The organism is Cellulosimicrobium sp. So1_17 (genome assembly GCF_055181235.1).
Genome location: NZ_CM143702.1, coordinates 2,035,085 through 2,049,817 on the forward strand (window position 1 = coordinate 2,035,085; position 14,733 = coordinate 2,049,817).

The 14,733-nt window shown below is 73.5% G+C and carries 12 protein-coding genes; 8 read left to right on the forward strand and 4 right to left on the reverse strand.

Going from position 1 to position 14,733, the window contains the following annotated elements; translation table 11 throughout:
- Window positions 1-208: 208 nt before the first annotated feature.
- Together ACZCLJ_RS08935 and ACZCLJ_RS08940 are read left to right on the forward strand one after the other, a co-directional pair.
- On the forward strand, window positions 209-628 hold the full coding sequence (locus tag ACZCLJ_RS08935) for a YciI family protein (RefSeq protein ID WP_251153378.1): 420 nt from the start codon (window positions 209-211) through the stop codon (window positions 626-628).
- Window positions 625-1,929 carry an RNA polymerase sigma factor gene (locus ACZCLJ_RS08940; RefSeq protein ID WP_251153377.1) on the forward strand — a complete coding sequence of 435 codons (1,305 nt, stop codon included), beginning with the start codon at window positions 625-627 and terminating at the stop codon, window positions 1,927-1,929. Before ACZCLJ_RS08935 ends, ACZCLJ_RS08940 begins: the two co-directional genes overlap by 4 nt.
- A 16-nt stretch (window positions 1,930-1,945) precedes the next feature.
- Here the strand turns inward: ACZCLJ_RS08940 and ACZCLJ_RS08945 are convergent, their stop codons facing one another.
- Window positions 1,946-2,566, reverse strand: coding sequence for an ATP-binding protein (locus ACZCLJ_RS08945; RefSeq protein ID WP_463106173.1), 621 nt, complete (start codon window positions 2,564-2,566; stop codon window positions 1,946-1,948).
- Between the two features lie 137 nt (window positions 2,567-2,703).
- Here ACZCLJ_RS08945 and ACZCLJ_RS08950 point away from each other — a divergent pair, with 137 nt between their 5' ends.
- Window positions 2,704-3,153, forward strand: a complete 450-nt coding sequence (locus ACZCLJ_RS08950) for a tRNA (cytidine(34)-2'-O)-methyltransferase (RefSeq protein WP_463106387.1) — start codon at window positions 2,704-2,706, stop codon at window positions 3,151-3,153.
- 82 nt (window positions 3,154-3,235) lie between these two features.
- Here ACZCLJ_RS08950 and ACZCLJ_RS08955 read toward each other — a convergent pair whose 3' ends face one another.
- The gene (locus ACZCLJ_RS08955; protein WP_463106174.1) at window positions 3,236-4,873 is read right to left on the reverse strand and encodes a xylulokinase; all 1,638 of its coding nucleotides are present in this window, start codon (window positions 4,871-4,873) and stop codon (window positions 3,236-3,238) included.
- Window position 4,874: 1 nt separating this feature from the next.
- A complete protein-coding gene (gene xylA / locus ACZCLJ_RS08960) occupies window positions 4,875-6,032 on the reverse strand; it encodes a xylose isomerase (RefSeq protein WP_463106388.1) in 1,158 nt (385 codons plus the stop codon).
- A gap of 136 nt (window positions 6,033-6,168) precedes the next feature.
- Between xylA and ACZCLJ_RS08965 the strand changes: the two genes are divergently transcribed.
- The gene (locus ACZCLJ_RS08965) at window positions 6,169-7,422 is read left to right on the forward strand and encodes an ROK family transcriptional regulator (RefSeq protein WP_463106175.1); all 1,254 of its coding nucleotides are present in this window, start codon (window positions 6,169-6,171) and stop codon (window positions 7,420-7,422) included.
- Window positions 7,423-7,641: 219 nt separating this feature from the next.
- Here the strand turns inward: ACZCLJ_RS08965 and ACZCLJ_RS08970 are convergent, their stop codons facing one another.
- Entirely contained in the window at window positions 7,642-8,628 is a 987-nt protein-coding gene (locus ACZCLJ_RS08970; RefSeq protein WP_463106389.1) for a LacI family DNA-binding transcriptional regulator, read from the reverse strand.
- Window positions 8,629-8,915: 287 nt separating this feature from the next.
- Here ACZCLJ_RS08970 and ACZCLJ_RS08975 point away from each other — a divergent pair, with 287 nt between their 5' ends.
- The 4 genes from ACZCLJ_RS08975 (at window position 8,916) to ACZCLJ_RS08990 (ending at window position 14,562) form a co-directional block, all read left to right on the forward strand.
- Entirely contained in the window at window positions 8,916-9,857 is a 942-nt protein-coding gene (locus ACZCLJ_RS08975; RefSeq protein ID WP_251152296.1) for a carbohydrate ABC transporter permease, read from the forward strand.
- 2 nt (window positions 9,858-9,859) lie between these two features.
- Window positions 9,860-10,810 carry a carbohydrate ABC transporter permease gene (locus ACZCLJ_RS08980; protein ID WP_454041450.1) on the forward strand — a complete coding sequence of 317 codons (951 nt, stop codon included), beginning with the start codon at window positions 9,860-9,862 and terminating at the stop codon, window positions 10,808-10,810.
- A gap of 99 nt (window positions 10,811-10,909) precedes the next feature.
- The gene (locus tag ACZCLJ_RS08985) at window positions 10,910-12,256 is read left to right on the forward strand and encodes an ABC transporter substrate-binding protein (protein ID WP_463106176.1); all 1,347 of its coding nucleotides are present in this window, start codon (window positions 10,910-10,912) and stop codon (window positions 12,254-12,256) included.
- A gap of 95 nt (window positions 12,257-12,351) precedes the next feature.
- Window positions 12,352-14,562, forward strand: a complete 2,211-nt coding sequence (locus ACZCLJ_RS08990) for a beta-galactosidase (protein ID WP_463106177.1) — start codon at window positions 12,352-12,354, stop codon at window positions 14,560-14,562.
- Window positions 14,563-14,733 lie beyond the last annotated feature (171 nt).

Genomic DNA, 14,733 nt, shown 5'->3' on the forward strand with positions numbered 1-14,733 from the left:
GGCGACCCCTCGCGGTCCGCCGACCCTCGACCAGCGTGCCCGAGCCGGCGCGGCCTCGCCCGCCGGACCGTGCGGCCCACGAGCTCGGTCTCCGCGTCGATCGTCGTATCGATCGTCGTGTCGATCGTCGTGTCGATGTCGCACTGTCCCGTTCGACCTGTGGGTGAGAGGGTCGGAAGGTCCGGCCCACCGACACCGGGAGTCACCGATGAAGTACATGCTCATCATGCGCAGCACCGACGAGGGCCAGGCCGCGTTCGAGAGCGTCTCGTTCGACGAGATGCTCGAGACCATGGGCCGGTTCAACGACGAGCTCATCCGCGCGGGCGTGCTGCTCGCGGCCGAGGGGCTCGACGACCCGGCGCAGGGCGTCGTCGTCGACCTCTCGTCCGACGTGCCCGTCGTGACGGACGGCCCGTACGGGGAGACCAAGGAGCTGTTCGGCGGCTACTACGTCCTCGACGTCGCCTCGAAGGAGGAGGCCGTCGAGTGGGCCAAACGGCTGCCCTACTCGGGCCCCGGGACGAAGGTCGAGATCCGCCGGGTCCCGACGATCGACGAGTTCCCGCAGGACAACGAGTGGATCCGCAAGGAGCGCGCGTGGCGCGAGGCGACCGGTCAGCTGTGACCTCGTCCGACGGCCGCCGTGCCGTCGAGGCCGTGTGGCGCATCGAGTCGGCGCGGATCGTGGGCGCCCTCGCGCGGTACACGGGCGACTTCGCCCTCGCCGAGGACCTCGCGCAGGAGGCGCTCGCCGAGGCGCTCGTCTCCTGGCCGCGCGAGGGCGTGCCGCGCAACCCGTCGGGCTGGCTGCTCACGGTCGGCCGGCGTCGCGCGATCGACACCTTCCGCCGCCGCTCGGCCCTCGACGAGCGGTACGCCGCCCTCGCCCACCACCTGGGCGAGGGCGGCGCGACGTCGGGCGGGCCGCCGTCGGGCGACGCCGGCCCCGGCGACGAGGACGGCGTCCTGTGGGACCCCGACCGGGTGCACGACGACGTGCTGGCCCTGATGTTCGTCGCGTGCCACCCGGTGCTGTCGCCCGAGGCCCGCGTCGCGCTCACCCTGCGGGTCGTCGGCGGGCTGTCGAGCGAGGAGGTCGCTCGCGCGTTCCTCGTGCCGACGGCGACCGTCCAGGCCCGGATCACGCGCGCGAAGAAGACCCTCGCGGCGGCCGCCGTGCCGTTCGGGGTGCCCCCTGCCGTCGAGCGTCGCGAGCGCCTCGGCTCCGTCCTGGGCGTGCTGTACGTGATCTTCACCGAGGGGTCCACCGCGACGTCGGGCGACGAGTGGCTCCGACCGGACCTCGCGCACGAGGCGGTCCGGCTCGCGCGGGTCCTCGCCGGGCTGGTGCCCGACGAGCACGAGGTCCACGCGCTCCTCGCCCTGCTCGAGCTCACCGCGGCACGCTTCCCCGCCCGGACCACGCCCGACGGCGACCCCGTCCTCCTCGCCGACCAGGACCGGCGGCGGTGGGACCGGTCCGCGATCCGGCGCGGTCGGGCCGCGCTCGCGCGCGCCGACGCGGTCGGGCCGACGGGTCACGGCCGCGGTCCGTACGGGCTGCAGGCGGCGATCGCGGAGTGCCACGCCGTCGCGCCGTCCGTCGAGGAGACCGACTGGGACCGCGTCGTGCTCCTCTACGAGGCGCTCGGTCGGGTCGCCCCGTCGCCCGTCGTCGAGCTCAACCGGGCCGCGGCCGTCGCGATGGCGCACGGCCCGGCGGCAGGGCTGCGGATCGTCGACGAGCTCGTCGCGACGGACCGGCTGCCCCGGTTCCACCTGGTGCCGAGCGTGCGCGCCGAGCTGCTCGGACGACTCGGTCGTGTCGACGAGGCCCGGGCCGAGTACGCGCTCGCGGTCCGTCTGTGCCCCAACGTGCGCGAGCGCGACCTGCTCGAGCGCAAGGCGGCCGCGCTCCCCGCGTGACCGCCCGCTCGCGCGGTCATCGCTCGTCGCGCAGCTCCACGTCGAGCATCTCGAACCCGTGCAGCGCGCCGCCGTCGACCTCGGACCGCCCCACCAGGTCCGGGTCGGCGCGGAAGCGGACGGTCGTGCCGGTCCCCGAGGACGGCGGGAGCTCGACCAGCTCCGTCGCCGGCACGCCGTGCTCGTACCGCTGCGTCCACGACCCGTCGCGGCGACGGTTGGTGTGCTCCAGCCAGGTGCTCAGGGCCGCGACGGTCGACATGCCGCGCCGGGCGAGGCCGTCGGGCAGGACCGGCGGCTCGGTCGCGTCGAAGAACCGCACGTCCTTCGTCGCCATGACGGGCTTGCGGACCGGGCGCCCGGCATCGTCGAACCTCGTGTCCGTGCCCCGGCCGTCGTCCGCGACGGACACCGAGCCGTCGTCGTGCCGCGTGACGACGACGTGGCCCACCCGCCCCTGGCTCTCGGCCTCCTCGTCCGCGTACGCGAGGACCTCGAGCACGAGGTGCTCCACGCCGCCGACGGCGTGTCTCGGGTCTGCTCGCACCTGCGCGAGGTGCTCCTCGTCGACCCCGAGCGTCCAGTCGTGCGTCGTGGTGACCCAGTGCTCACGGGCTTCCGGCGTGCTGCCTGACATGCGTCGACCCTACCGACGCACCGCCCGGGTGGTAAGGGAGAATCGAGCCCGTGAGCCCCTCCCCCGACCCCGGCAACGACTGGCGACCGCACGTCGCCGACCCGGCGGCGCGACCGCCGTCGACCCTCCCGCACGTCGTGTTCTTCGAGCCGCGCATCCCCGGGAACACGGGCAACGCGATCCGGCTCGCGGCGGTCACGGGCGCGCGGCTCCACCTCGTCGAGCCGCTCGGGTTCGACCTCGACGAGCCGAAGCTGCGCCGCGCGGGGCTCGACTACCACGACCTCGCCGCCGTCGAGGTGCACGCGGACCTCGACGCCGCCCTCGCCACCCTCCCGGGGCGGGTCTTCGCGTTCACGACGCGAGCGACGACCTCGTACACCGACGTGACCTATCGGTCCGACGACGTGCTGCTGTTCGGCCCGGAGCCCACCGGCCTGCCCCACGACGTGCTCACCCACCCGCGGATGACCGACCAGCTGAAGATCCCCATGCAGCCGGGTCGGCGCTCGCTCAACCTCACGAACGCGGCGTCGATCGCGGTCTACGAGACGTGGCGCCAGACCGGCTTCGCGGGCGGCGCCTGACCCGTCGTCCCCGCTGCGGGCACGAGAAGGGCCCGGTCCTGGGGTCAGGACCGAGCCCGTCTCATGCCCACAGCGGGGCGGGTCAGGTGAGGTCGCGGACCTCCGCATAGCGCTCACGGATCGCGGGCACCGGGTCCGCCTCGAACACCGTGCCCGACGACGCGGCCCAGGTCGGCGGGTCGACGTCGCCCGGTCCGGCGGAACCCTCGGCAGCACCCTGGGCGGCCCGGTGCGCGGCGAGCACCCACGCGGCCTGGCGCGCCGCGCCGTCGGCCACGTACTCGCCCGGCTCCGGGACCGCGACGGGCAGCCCGAGCACCTGCGGGGCGATGCGCCGCACGGCCTCCGACTGCGCGCCGCCGCCGATGAGCTGCACCCGCTCGACCGGGACCCCGAGCGCGCGCAGCGCGTCGAGCCCGTCGGCGAGGCCGCACAGCATGCCCTCGACGAACGCGCGCGCCAGGTGCTCACGCGTCGCTGTGCCGAGCCGGATGCCGTGCAGCGTGCCCGACGCGTCCGGCCGGTTCGGCATGCGCTCGCCCTCGAGGTAGGGCACGAGGACGAGCCCGTCCGCGCCGGGCGGCGCCTCGAGCGCGAGCCGGGACAGCTCCGTGTGGTCGACCCCGAGCACCTCGCGCGCCGCGTCGAGCACGCGGCTCGCGTTGAGCGTCACGGCGAGCAGGAGGTACCGCCCCGTCGCGTCCGAGAACCCGTTGACGAGCCCCGAGCCGTCGGCCGTGCGGTCGTCCGCGACGGCGGACACGACGCCCGACGTCCCGATCGAGACCGCGACGTCGCCCGCCGTCATGCCGAGGCCGAGCGCGGCGCCGGCGTTGTCACCGGCACCCGGACCGAGCAGCGCTCCGCCCTCGACCCCCGCCCCGGCCACGGTCGGGTGCGCGACGCCCGCGACCGCCGCCGGCGCGAGCACGCGCGGCAGCACGACGTCGGTCCGGCCGAGCGCGAGCTCGAGCAGGTCGAGGCGGTAGCCCTCCCGGCCGTCGCCCGGACCGGTCTCGCCCTCGGACGAGCCGGCCCGGGTCGCGTCCCAGTACCCCGTCCCCGACGCGTCGGACGCGTCGGTCACGAGCGCGTCCAGGTCCGGGCCGAGCGGCGCCGTCGGGTCGCCCGCAGGCCCGTACCCGGCGATGCGCCACGTGAGCCAGTCGTGCGGCAGCGCGACGGCCGCCACGCGGGCCGCGTTCTCCGGCTCCGCGTCGCGCAGCCACCGGAGCTTCGTGACGGTGAGCGACGCGACCGGGACGGACCCGATCGCGTCCGCCCAGGCCTGGGCCCCGGCCTCCTCGGCCGACTCGACCCGGACGCGGGCGTCCGGGACCCCCTCGGCGAGGCGCGCCTCCCCGAGCTCGCGGATCAGGTCCCGCGCCGCGGGTGCGGACCGCGTGTCGTTCCACAGCAGCGCCGGGCGGATCACCCGGCCCTCCTCGTCGAGCACGACCATCCCGTGCTGCTGGCCACCGACGGCGAGCGCCGCGACGTCGTCCAGACCGCCTGCGGCCGCCACCGCGGCACCGAGGGCGTCCCACCACGCGGCGGGGTCGACCTCGGTGCCGTCGGGGTGCTTCGCCGCGCCGAAGCGCCGGAGCGCCCCGGTCTCGGCGTCGCGGACGACGACCTTGCAGGACTGCGTCGACGTGTCGACGCCGGCGACCAGCGTGCGCCCGCCGCCGGCGCCGGACGTCTGAGAGCTGCTCGCCACGTCAGCCGATGAGGTGCTCGAGCGCGAGCTGGTTGAGGCGCACGAAGCCGAAGTCGCGGTTCGCCGCGGCGTCGACGTCGAAGTCCTCGTACGCGCTGCGGTCCGCGAGGATGTCCGCCACGGTCTCGCCCTCGGCGAGGGTGGGCTCGCCCAGCTCGAAGACGCCGGAGTGCGCGAACGCCTCCTGGACGCGGCTGTCGGCGCGGTACGCCGCGGCCTTGCGCGCGAGCAGGCGGTAGGTGTCCATGTTGGCGCGCGCGGAGTCCCACACGCCGACCTCGTTCTCGGTGCGCGACGGCTTGTAGTCGAAGTGGCGCGGACCGGTGTACGTCGGGCCGCCGTTCGGGAAGCCGTTCTCCAGCAGGTCGACCGTGAAGAACGCGGAGAGCAGGTCACCGTGGCCGAACACGAGGTCCTGGTCGAACTTGATGGACCGCTGGCCGTTGAGGTCGATGTGGAAGAGCTTGCCGGCCCACAGGGCCTGCGCGATCCCGTGCGTGTAGTTGAGGCCCGCCATCTGCTCGTGGCCCGTCTCGGGGTTGAGCCCGACGATGTCGCCGTGCTCGAGCCTCGCGATGAGCGCGAGCGCGTGGCCGATCGTCGGGAGGAAGATGTCGCCCCGGGGCTCGTTCGGCTTGGGCTCGAGGGCGATCTTGAGGTCGTAGCCCTGGTCCTTGATGTAGCCGGCGACGGTGTCGATGCCCTCGGCGTAGCGCTCGTGGGCCGAGTGCAGGTCCTTGGCGCCGTCGTACTCGGTGCCCTCGCGGCCGCCCCACATGACGAACGTCTTCGCGCCGAGCTCGGCGGTCAGGTCGACGTTGCGCAGCACCTTGCGCAGCGCGTAGCGACGCACGCCGCGGTCGTTCGACGTGACGCCGCCGTCCTTGAAGACGGGGTGGCTGAAGAGGTTGGTCGTCACCATCTCGATGACGAGGCCGGTCTCGTCGGCCGCCTTCCGCACGGAGTCGAGGCGCCGCGTGCGCTCGGCGTCGTCGGACCCGAACGGCACGACGTCGTCGTCGTGGAACGTGAAGCCCCACGCGCCGAGCTCGGCCAGCTTGCGGACCGAGTCGGCGGGGTCGAGCGCGGGGCGGCTCGCGCTCCCGAACTGGTCCTGCGCGGTCCAGCCCACGGTCCACAGACCGAAGGAGAAGTTGATGTCGTTGTCGTGATGGGCGCGCTCGTCGGCCACGATGGTCTCCTCGTCGAGAGAGCCGCCGGCGTGCTCGGCACGCCGACGACGCATTTTTGTCGTATGGCTGAACTTATGCTCCGGAGTCGGTAAGGTCAAGACCGTGAACCGCAGCGCCGCGACCCGCCCGGGTCCCCCAGCAGCCCGGCAGGCCACGCTGCGCGAGCACAACCTCGCCCTCGTCGCCCGCGCCGTCTTCGAGGCGCCCGTGCCATGCTCTCGCGCGGACATCGCCGCGGCCAGCGGGCTCACCCGCGCGACCGTCTCGACGCTCGTCGACCGCCTGGTCGCCTCGCGCATCGTCGCAGAGCTCCCGCCCGCGACCCCGCAGCGCGCCGGGCGGCCCGCCGTGCCCCTCGCCCCCGCGCCACGCACGATCGTCGGGCTCGGCCTCGAGGTCAACGTCGACTACCTGGGCGGGCGGGTGCTGGACCTCACGGGCGCCGTCGTCGCCGAGCACGTGGACCCCGACGACCTCCACGACAGCGACCCGACCGAGGTGCTCGCCCGCCTGGGCCGTATCGCGCGCGACCTCGTGGAGAGCGTGCGGGCCGACGGCATGACGGTCGCCGGGGCGCACCTCGCGCTGCCCGGCCTCGTCGACACGCGTGCCGGCCGTCTCGAGGTCGCGCCCAACCTGGGCTGGTCCCGCCTCGACCCTGCGCCGCTCCTCGACCTCGACCCGGACCTGCCCGTCGAGATCGGCAACGAGGCGAAGCTCGCCGCCCTCGCCCAGTCGAGCCGCGGCGTCGTGCCCGACGGCGCGGGTCCCCGCGATCAGGACGGCACGCCCCAGCCGGTCCCGACCACGTACCTCTACGTCTCGGGCGACGTCGGGATCGGCTCCGCGATCGTCGTCGACCGCAGGCTGTTCCACGGCCGGCACGGCTGGGCGGGAGAGATCGGGCACGTCGTCGTCGACCCGCGCGGCCCGCGCTGCCGGTGCGGCGCGACGGGCTGCCTCGAGCAGTACGCGGGCAAGGACGCGCTCCTGCGCGGCGCCGGGCTCGACCCGGGCGCCACCACCGACGAGCTCGTCGCCGCGCTCGACGCGGGCGCGCCCGGCGCCCGCGAGTCCGTCGCGCGGGCCGGCACGGCGCTGGGCAGCGCGCTCGCGGACTACGTGAACCTCGTCGACATCGACACCGTGCTGCTCGGCGGGATCTACCCGGCGCTCCTGCCGCACCTGCGCGCGCCCGTCGAGGCGGAGCTGCAGACGCGGGTCCTCGCCGCGCCGTCGGCCGACCTGCACGTCGCGGCAGCGCCCGTGGGCGACCACGCGGCCCTCACGGGCGGCGCGCGCGAGGTGCTGCGCGGCGTCGTGGAGAACCCGAGCGCCTGGGTCGACGCCGACTGACCGTCCCGCCGCCCGCCCGCCGCCTGATCGCGCGGGTTGAGCGAGGACCAGGGCGAGACGACGCCGGGAGGGGTGGGTGGGGCGCCGTGTCGTGGTGGGCCTGGCGGGGGCCGCGAGGAACGAGCGGCGGATGGTAGACGCGGCGCCCCACCCACCCCGACACCCAGGACGACCACTCTCCGTCGGGCCGACCGCCGTACTACCTCGCGGACCCCGGTACTACCTCGGGGGCGGCGCGGTGCTCGCGCGGGAGACGAGGCGCGTCGGGACGAGCCGCGTCCCGGTCTCGTAGACCCCCTCGCGCACCTGCCGGAGCACCTGCTCGACGCACCGGCGGCCGACCTCCGCGAAGTCCTGGTGGACCGTCGTGAGCGGTGGCAGGAACTCGCTCGACTCCGGCAGGTCGTCGAACCCGACGACGCTCACGTCCTCCGGCACGCGCCGGCCCGCGTCGTGCAGGGCGCGCACGAGCCCGAGCGCCATCTGGTCGTTGGCGACGAACACGGCGGTGACGTCGTCGCGCACGGCGAGACGCCGCCCCGCCTCGTACCCGGACGTCGGGGACCAGTCGCCGCGCTCGACCGGAGGCACCTCGCGCCCGGCCTCCTCGAGCGTCGAGCGCCACGCCGCGGTGCGCCGCTCGGCGGCGAACGAGTGCGCGGGCCCGGCGAGGTGGTGCACGGTCGCGTGCCCCAGGTCGAGCAGGTGCCGCACGGCCTGCCGCGTCCCGTCGGCCTGGTCCGTGTCGACGACGGCGTAGCTCTCGCCCGCGTCGGAGTCCGCGACGACGACCTGCACCCCGGGCGGCAGGCTCACCTGCGCGACGTCGAGGAGGTGCACCTCCATGAGCAGGATGATGGCGTCCACCGCGAGCTCGCCGAGTCGCGTGAACGCTCCCCGGACGCCGTCCTGCGTGGGCGCCGCGACGGGGATGATCGTGATCGCGTAGCCCTCCGCGGCGGCCGACGTCGCGATCGCCTCGAGCGTGCGGACGTTCCCCGTGGTCGCGAGCGAGAAGAGGATCACCCCGATCGTGCGGAAGCTGCCGCTCTTGAGCGCGCGGGCCGCGCTGTTCGGCCGGTAGCCGAGCTCGCTCATCGCCGCGAGCACCCGGGTCCGCGTGGACTCGACGACGCCGGGGTGCCCGTTGGACACGCGCGACACCGTCTGCGCCGAGACGCCGGCGACGCGTGCGACGTCGGCCATGGACACGCGCCTCGGCGCCACCAGGCCGCCCGCCGCGCTCGCGTGCCGGCGTGAGCCGTCCGGCGGCGTCGCCGTGAGCGTCGTGGCGGCGGGGGCGTCCTCGTCGAGCCCGTCGGTCATCGTCCTCGTCCTCGTGGTCCGGTCGTGCGGGAAGGTGCGCGGCAAGCATGCCGTGCGAGATCATCCTAGGCGATGTTTGCGCAAACACCGAGCGTCGTGCATGCTGATGTTTACGTAAACACCCGGGGACGACCGACGTCCCCCGCCCCCGACGACGAGGAAGCAGCATGACGACGACGTCCCCACCCGTGGTGGTCTCCGACGTGCCACCGGTCGACGGCCCCTCCTCCCGGCCCGCGCGCCGCCGACGGCGCTCGTGGATCGGCTGGGGCTTCGTGGGCCCGTTCATGGCCGTCTTCGCGCTCGTGTTCCTCGCACCGATCGCGTACTCGATCTACCTGAGCCTGTTCCGCACGCAGATGGTCGGCGGGACGCAGTTCGTCGGCTTCGAGAACTACGCGCGCGCCTTCTCCGACCCGCAGTTCTGGTCGGGCGTCACGCGCGTCGGGCTGTTCCTCCTCGTGCAGGTGCCGATCATGCTCGGCATCGCGCTGCTCGTCGCGCTGGCCATCGACAGCGGCCGCCTGTACGGGAAGAACTTCTTCCGCATCTCGATCTTCCTGCCGTACGCCGTCCCCGCCGTCGTCGCGACGCTCATGTGGGGCTTCATGTACGGCACGCGGTTCGGCCTCGTCGGCAACATCAACGACGCGCTCGGGACGTCGATCCCCAACCCGCTGTCGCCCGAGTGGGTGCTCCTCGCGATCGGCAACATCGTGACCTGGGAGTTCGTGGGCTACAACATGCTCATCTTCTACTCGGCGCTGCGGGTCATCCCGACCTCGCTCTACGAGGCCGCCGAGCTCGACGGCGCGAGCCAGTGGCAGGTCGTCCGGTCGATCAAGATCCCCGCGATCCGAGGCTCGCTCGTCATCGCGACGATCTTCTCGATCATCGGCTCGTTCCAGCTCTTCAACGAGCCGAGCATCCTGCAGAGCCTCGCGCCCAACGCCATCACGACGTACTTCACCCCGAACCTGTACGCCTACTCGCTGTCGTTCTCGGGGCAGCAGTACAACTACTCGGCGACCGTCGCCATCATCATGGGCGTCCTCACCATGATCGTGGCCTACGTCGTCCAGCTGCGCGGCATGCGCAAGGAGGCCTGACCGTGACTGCGACGACTCCCACCAACCCGCACCCGTCCGTCGTGCCCGTCGTCGGCCCGCCGCCCCGCAAGCCCGTCCGGCTGCGCTCGCGCGCCGCGCACAGCGTCTCGAAGCCGCGTCGCAGCACCCTGCTCACGGTCCTCAGCGGCGTCGTGCTGCTCTACGCGCTCGTCCCGCTGTTCTGGCTCTTCGTCAACGCGACGAAGACGCAGTCGAGCCTGTTCGCGTCGTTCGGCCTGTGGTTCAGCGGCGACTTCGCGCTGTTCGACAACATCGCCCGGACCCTGACCTACGACGGCGGGATCTTCGGCCGCTGGTTCGCCAACACGGTCCTGTACGTCGTGGTCGGTGCGGGCGGCGCCACGTTCCTCGCCGTGCTCGGCGGGTACGCCCTCGCGAAGTTCGACTTCCCCGGCAAGCGCGGGGTGTTCGCGACGGTCATCGGCGCGGTCGCCGTGCCGGGCACCGCGCTCGCCGTCCCGACGTTCCTCATGTTCAGCCAGATGGGCCTGACGAACACCCCGTGGGCCGTGATCATCCCGTCGCTCATCTCGCCGTTCGGCCTCTACCTCATGTGGGTCTTCGCGGCCGAGGCGATCCCCACCGAGCTGCTCGAGGCCGCGCGCGTCGACGGGTCGAACGAGTTCCGCACGTTCTTCCAGGTCTCGCTGCCGCTGCTCGCGCCCGGGATCGTCACCGTGCTGCTCTTCACGATGGTCGCGACGTGGAACAACTACTTCCTGCCGCTCATCATGCTCAAGGACCCCACCTGGTACCCCCTGACGCTCGGCCTCAACGCGTGGAACGCCCAGGCCGCGACCGCGGGCGGCGAGGCCATCTTCGACCTCGTCATCACCGGGTCGCTGCTGACGATCCTGCCGCTGATCGCCGCCTTCCTGCTCCTCCAGCGCTACTGGCAGTCCGGCCTCGCGGCCGGGTCCGTCAAGGAGTGAACCCCGGGTCCCGTGGCGCACGGCCGCGCGACCGCACCACCCACTGGCACGCATCCCCCGCACCACCATCCGTCTGACGACGAAGTGAGAGGAACCCTCATGTCCATCAGCACCCCCCGCACCCTGCGGGCCGTCGCCGCCACCGGCGTCCTCGCCCTCGGCCTCGCCGCGTGCAGCTCCGGCGGCGGCGACGACGCCGGCTCCGGTGCCGACGGCGGCTCCGCCGACGACGTCGCCGCGGCTCTCGAGGAGGGCGGCTCGCTCACCGTGTGGGCCTGGGAGCCCACGCTCGAGCAGGTCGTCACCGACTTCGAGGCCGAGTACCCGGAGGTCGACGTCGAGCTCGTCAACGCCGGCACCGGCAACGACCAGTACACGGCGCTGCAGAACGCGATCGCCGCCGGCTCGGGCGTCCCCGACGTCGCGCAGGTCGAGTACTACGCGCTCCCGCAGTTCGCGCTGTCCGACGCCGTCGCGGACCTCTCCGCGTTCGGCGCCGCCGACCTGGACGGGACCTTCACGCCCGGCCCGTGGAGCGCCGTCCAGCAGGGCGAGGGCGTCTACGGCCTGCCGATGGACTCCGGCCCCATGGCCCTCTTCTACAACGAGGAGGTCTTCACGCAGCACGGCATCGAGGTGCCGACGACGTGGGACGGCTTCGTCGAGGCCGCCCGGGCCCTGCACGCGGCAGACCCGAACGTCTACATCACCAACGACACGGGTGACGCGGGCTTCACGACGTCGCTCATCTGGCAGGCCGGCGGCCAGCCGTTCCAGGTCGACGGCACCGACGTGACGGTCGACCTCGCGGACGAGGGCAGCACGCAGTTCGCCGAGACGTGGCAGACGCTCATCGACGAGGACCTCCTCGCCCCCGTGAGCTCGTGGAGCGACGAGTGGTACCAGGGCCTCGGCAACGGGACCATCGCGACCCTCGCGATCGGCGCGTGGATGCCCGCCAACCTCGAGTCGGGCGTGCCCGACGGCGCCGGCAAGTGGCGCGTCGCCCCGCTCCCGCAGTGGGAGGAGGGCGCGTCCGCGAGCGCCGAGAACGGCGGCTCCGCGCTGTCCGTGCCGGCCGCGAGCGAGAACCAGGCGCTCGCCTACGGCTTCCTCGAGTACGCGAACGCCGGCGACGGCGTGCAGGCCCGCGTCGACGGCGGCGCGTTCCCGGCCACGACGGCCGAGCTCGAGTCGGACGAGTTCCAGGGCTACGAGTCCGAGTACTTCGGCGGCCAGAAGATCAACGAGGTCCTCGCGCAGTCGGCGGCCGACGTCGTCGAGGGCTGGTCGTACCTGCCCTTCCAGGTCTACGCGAACTCGATCTTCAACGACACGGTCGGCCAGGCGTACGTCTCGTCGACCACGCTGACCGAAGGCCTGCAGGCCTGGCAGGACGCGTCCGTGAAGTACGGCACGGAGCAGGGCTTCACCGTCAACGAGTGAGGCACGCCGGTGGCCGGGCCACGAGGCCCGGCCACCGGTCCCCGCCCGACGGCGCACCTCTCGCGCCACCCGAGCACCATCCGAGGAGCACCCCCGTGTCGACCACGACCGACCGACCCGTCCCCCACCGCTGGCTGCGCCGCCCCGGACCCCACGCGCCGTCGGGCACGCCCGCCGCGACCGAGGCCCCCGGCACGACCGGCGGGACCGCCGAGCACGCGCCGTCGGGCCTGTCCTACGGGGCGGACTACAACCCGGACCAGTGGCCGCGCGAGGTGTGGGACGAGGACGTGCGTCTCATGCGCGAGGCCGGCGTGACCGTCGTGTCGCTCGCGATCTTCTCGTGGGCGCGGATCCAGCCGGCCGAGGACACGTGGGACTTCGCGTGGCTCGACGAGATCATGGACCTGCTGCACGAGAACGGCATCACCGTCGACCTCGCGACGGCGACCGCGTCGCCGCCGCCGTGGCTCACGACGAAGCACCCCGAGATCCTGCCGCAGACCCGCACGGGCGAGACCCTGTGGCCCGGCGCGCGCCAGCAGTGGCGCCCGACGTCGCCGGTGTTCCGCGAGCACGCGCTGCGTCTCGTCGAGCGCATGGCCGAGCGCTACGGCGACCACCCGGCGCTCGTCGCGTGGCACGTCTCGAACGAGCTCGGCTGCCACAACGTCTACGACTACAGCGACGACGCGGCGTCCGCGTTCAGGTCCTGGCTGCGCGAGCGGTACGCGACCCTCGACGCGCTCAACGCCGCGTGGGGCACCGCGTTCTGGTCGCAGCGCTACAGCGCGTGGGAGCAGGTCCTGCCGCCGCGCCTCGCCGCGTCGCACCCGAACCCCACGCAGCAGCTCGACTTCAAGCGGTTCTCGTCCGACGCGCTGCAGGACTACCTGCGCGCCGAGGCCGCGATCCTGCGCCGCGCGACCCCCGACGTCCCCGTGACCACCAACTTCATGGTCATGGGCGAGACGAAGGGCATGGACTACGCCGCGTGGGCCGACGAGCTCGACTTCGTCTCCAACGACCACTACGTGCTCCCCGGGCCGCAGGCGCTCGACGAGCTGTCGTTCTCCGCGAACCTCACCGGCGGCATCGCCCGGCACCGCCCGTGGTTCCTCATGGAGCACTCCACGAGCGCCGTGAACTGGCAGCCGGTGAACGTCGCGAAGAAGCCGGGCGAGCTCGCGCGCGACTCCCTCACGCACGTCGCGCACGGCGCGGACGCGGTCTGCTACTTCCAGTGGCGCCAGTCCGCCGCGGGCGCGGAGAAGTACCACTCGGGGATGGTCCCGCACGCGGGCGAGCACTCGCGCCTGTTCCGTGACGTCGTCGCGCTCGGCGCGACGCTGCGCGACCTCGCGCCCGTCGCGGGCAGCGAGCAGAAGCCGTCGCGCGCCGCGATCGTCTTCGACTGGGACTCGTGGTGGACGTCCGAGCTGGACTCGCACCCGACGGATCGGCTGCGGTACCGCCAGGAGGCGCTCGACTGGTACTCCGCGTTCCTCGCCCTCGGCGTGCGCGCGGACGTCGTGCCGGTCGCGTCCGACCTCACGGGATACGACGTCGTCGTGGCACCCGTGCTGCACGTGGTCCCGGCGCCGCTGCGCGACCGTCTCACGACGTTCGTCGAGGGCGGCGGGCACCTCGTGACGACGTACTTCTCGGGCGTCGTCGACCAGGACGACCACGCGTGGCTCGGCGGGTACCCCGGCGCGCTGCGCGACCTGCTCGGCGTGCGCGTCGAGGAGTTCTCGCCGCTGCTGGACCACGAGTCCGCGACCGTCGAGCTCGGTGGCGAGCAGCTCGAGGCGACGCTGTGGACCGAGCCGGTGGACGTCGTCGACCCCGACGTCGAGGTGCTCGGCTGGTACAAGACCGGCGAGCAGGCGGGACGCGCCGCCGTGACGCGCCGGGGCGTCGCGCCGACCGGCCGGGCCGGGGAGCGCGCCGGGTCCGCCGCGTACGTCTCGACGCACTTCGGTCGCGAGGGTCTCGTGCCCGTGCTCGCGCGCCTGCTCGACGACGCGGGCGTGCGCAGCGAGCTGCCCGCCGCGGTCCGCGGGAAGGTCGAGCTCGCGGTCCGCACCGACGGGACCGACGACTTCTGGTTCCTCGTCAACCGCACGGCCCAGCCGGTCGAGGTGCCCGACGTCGCGGGCGACGTCCTCGCGGGCCGCCGCCTCGCGCCGTCGGGCACGACGGGAACGGCGAGCACGGCGAGCACGAGCGACGTCCCCGGCGCTCTCCTGCTCGACCCGCGCGGTGTGGCGGTCGTCCGCCGCCCGGCAGACCCGGCGAGGTAGTACCCCGGTCATCCGAGGTAGTACCCCGGTCCCCCACCGGGGTACTACCTCACGGGACCCCCGTACTACCTCGCGAAGACCACCGTTCTACCTCGCGCAACCACCGTTCTACCTCGCGAGACCCCCGTACTACCTCGCGAAGACCACCGTTCTACCTCGCGAGACCCCCGT

What these genes read in the sequence shown, in the direction of transcription:
- ACZCLJ_RS08935 (WP_251153378.1), top strand. Translation starts at nt 209, where the DNA reads ATGAAGTACATGCTCATCATGCGCAGCACCGACGAGGGCCAGGCCGCG.
- ACZCLJ_RS08945 (WP_463106173.1), bottom strand. Translation starts at nt 2,566, where the DNA reads ATGTCAGGCAGCACGCCGGAAGCCCGTGAGCACTGGGTCACCACGACG.
- ACZCLJ_RS08970 (WP_463106389.1), bottom strand. Translation starts at nt 8,628, where the DNA reads ATGGCCGACGTCGCACGCGTCGCCGGCGTCTCGGCGCAGACGGTGTCG.
- ACZCLJ_RS08975 (WP_251152296.1), top strand. Translation starts at nt 8,916, where the DNA reads ATGACGACGACGTCCCCACCCGTGGTGGTCTCCGACGTGCCACCGGTC.
- ACZCLJ_RS08985 (WP_463106176.1), top strand. Translation starts at nt 10,910, where the DNA reads ATGTCCATCAGCACCCCCCGCACCCTGCGGGCCGTCGCCGCCACCGGC.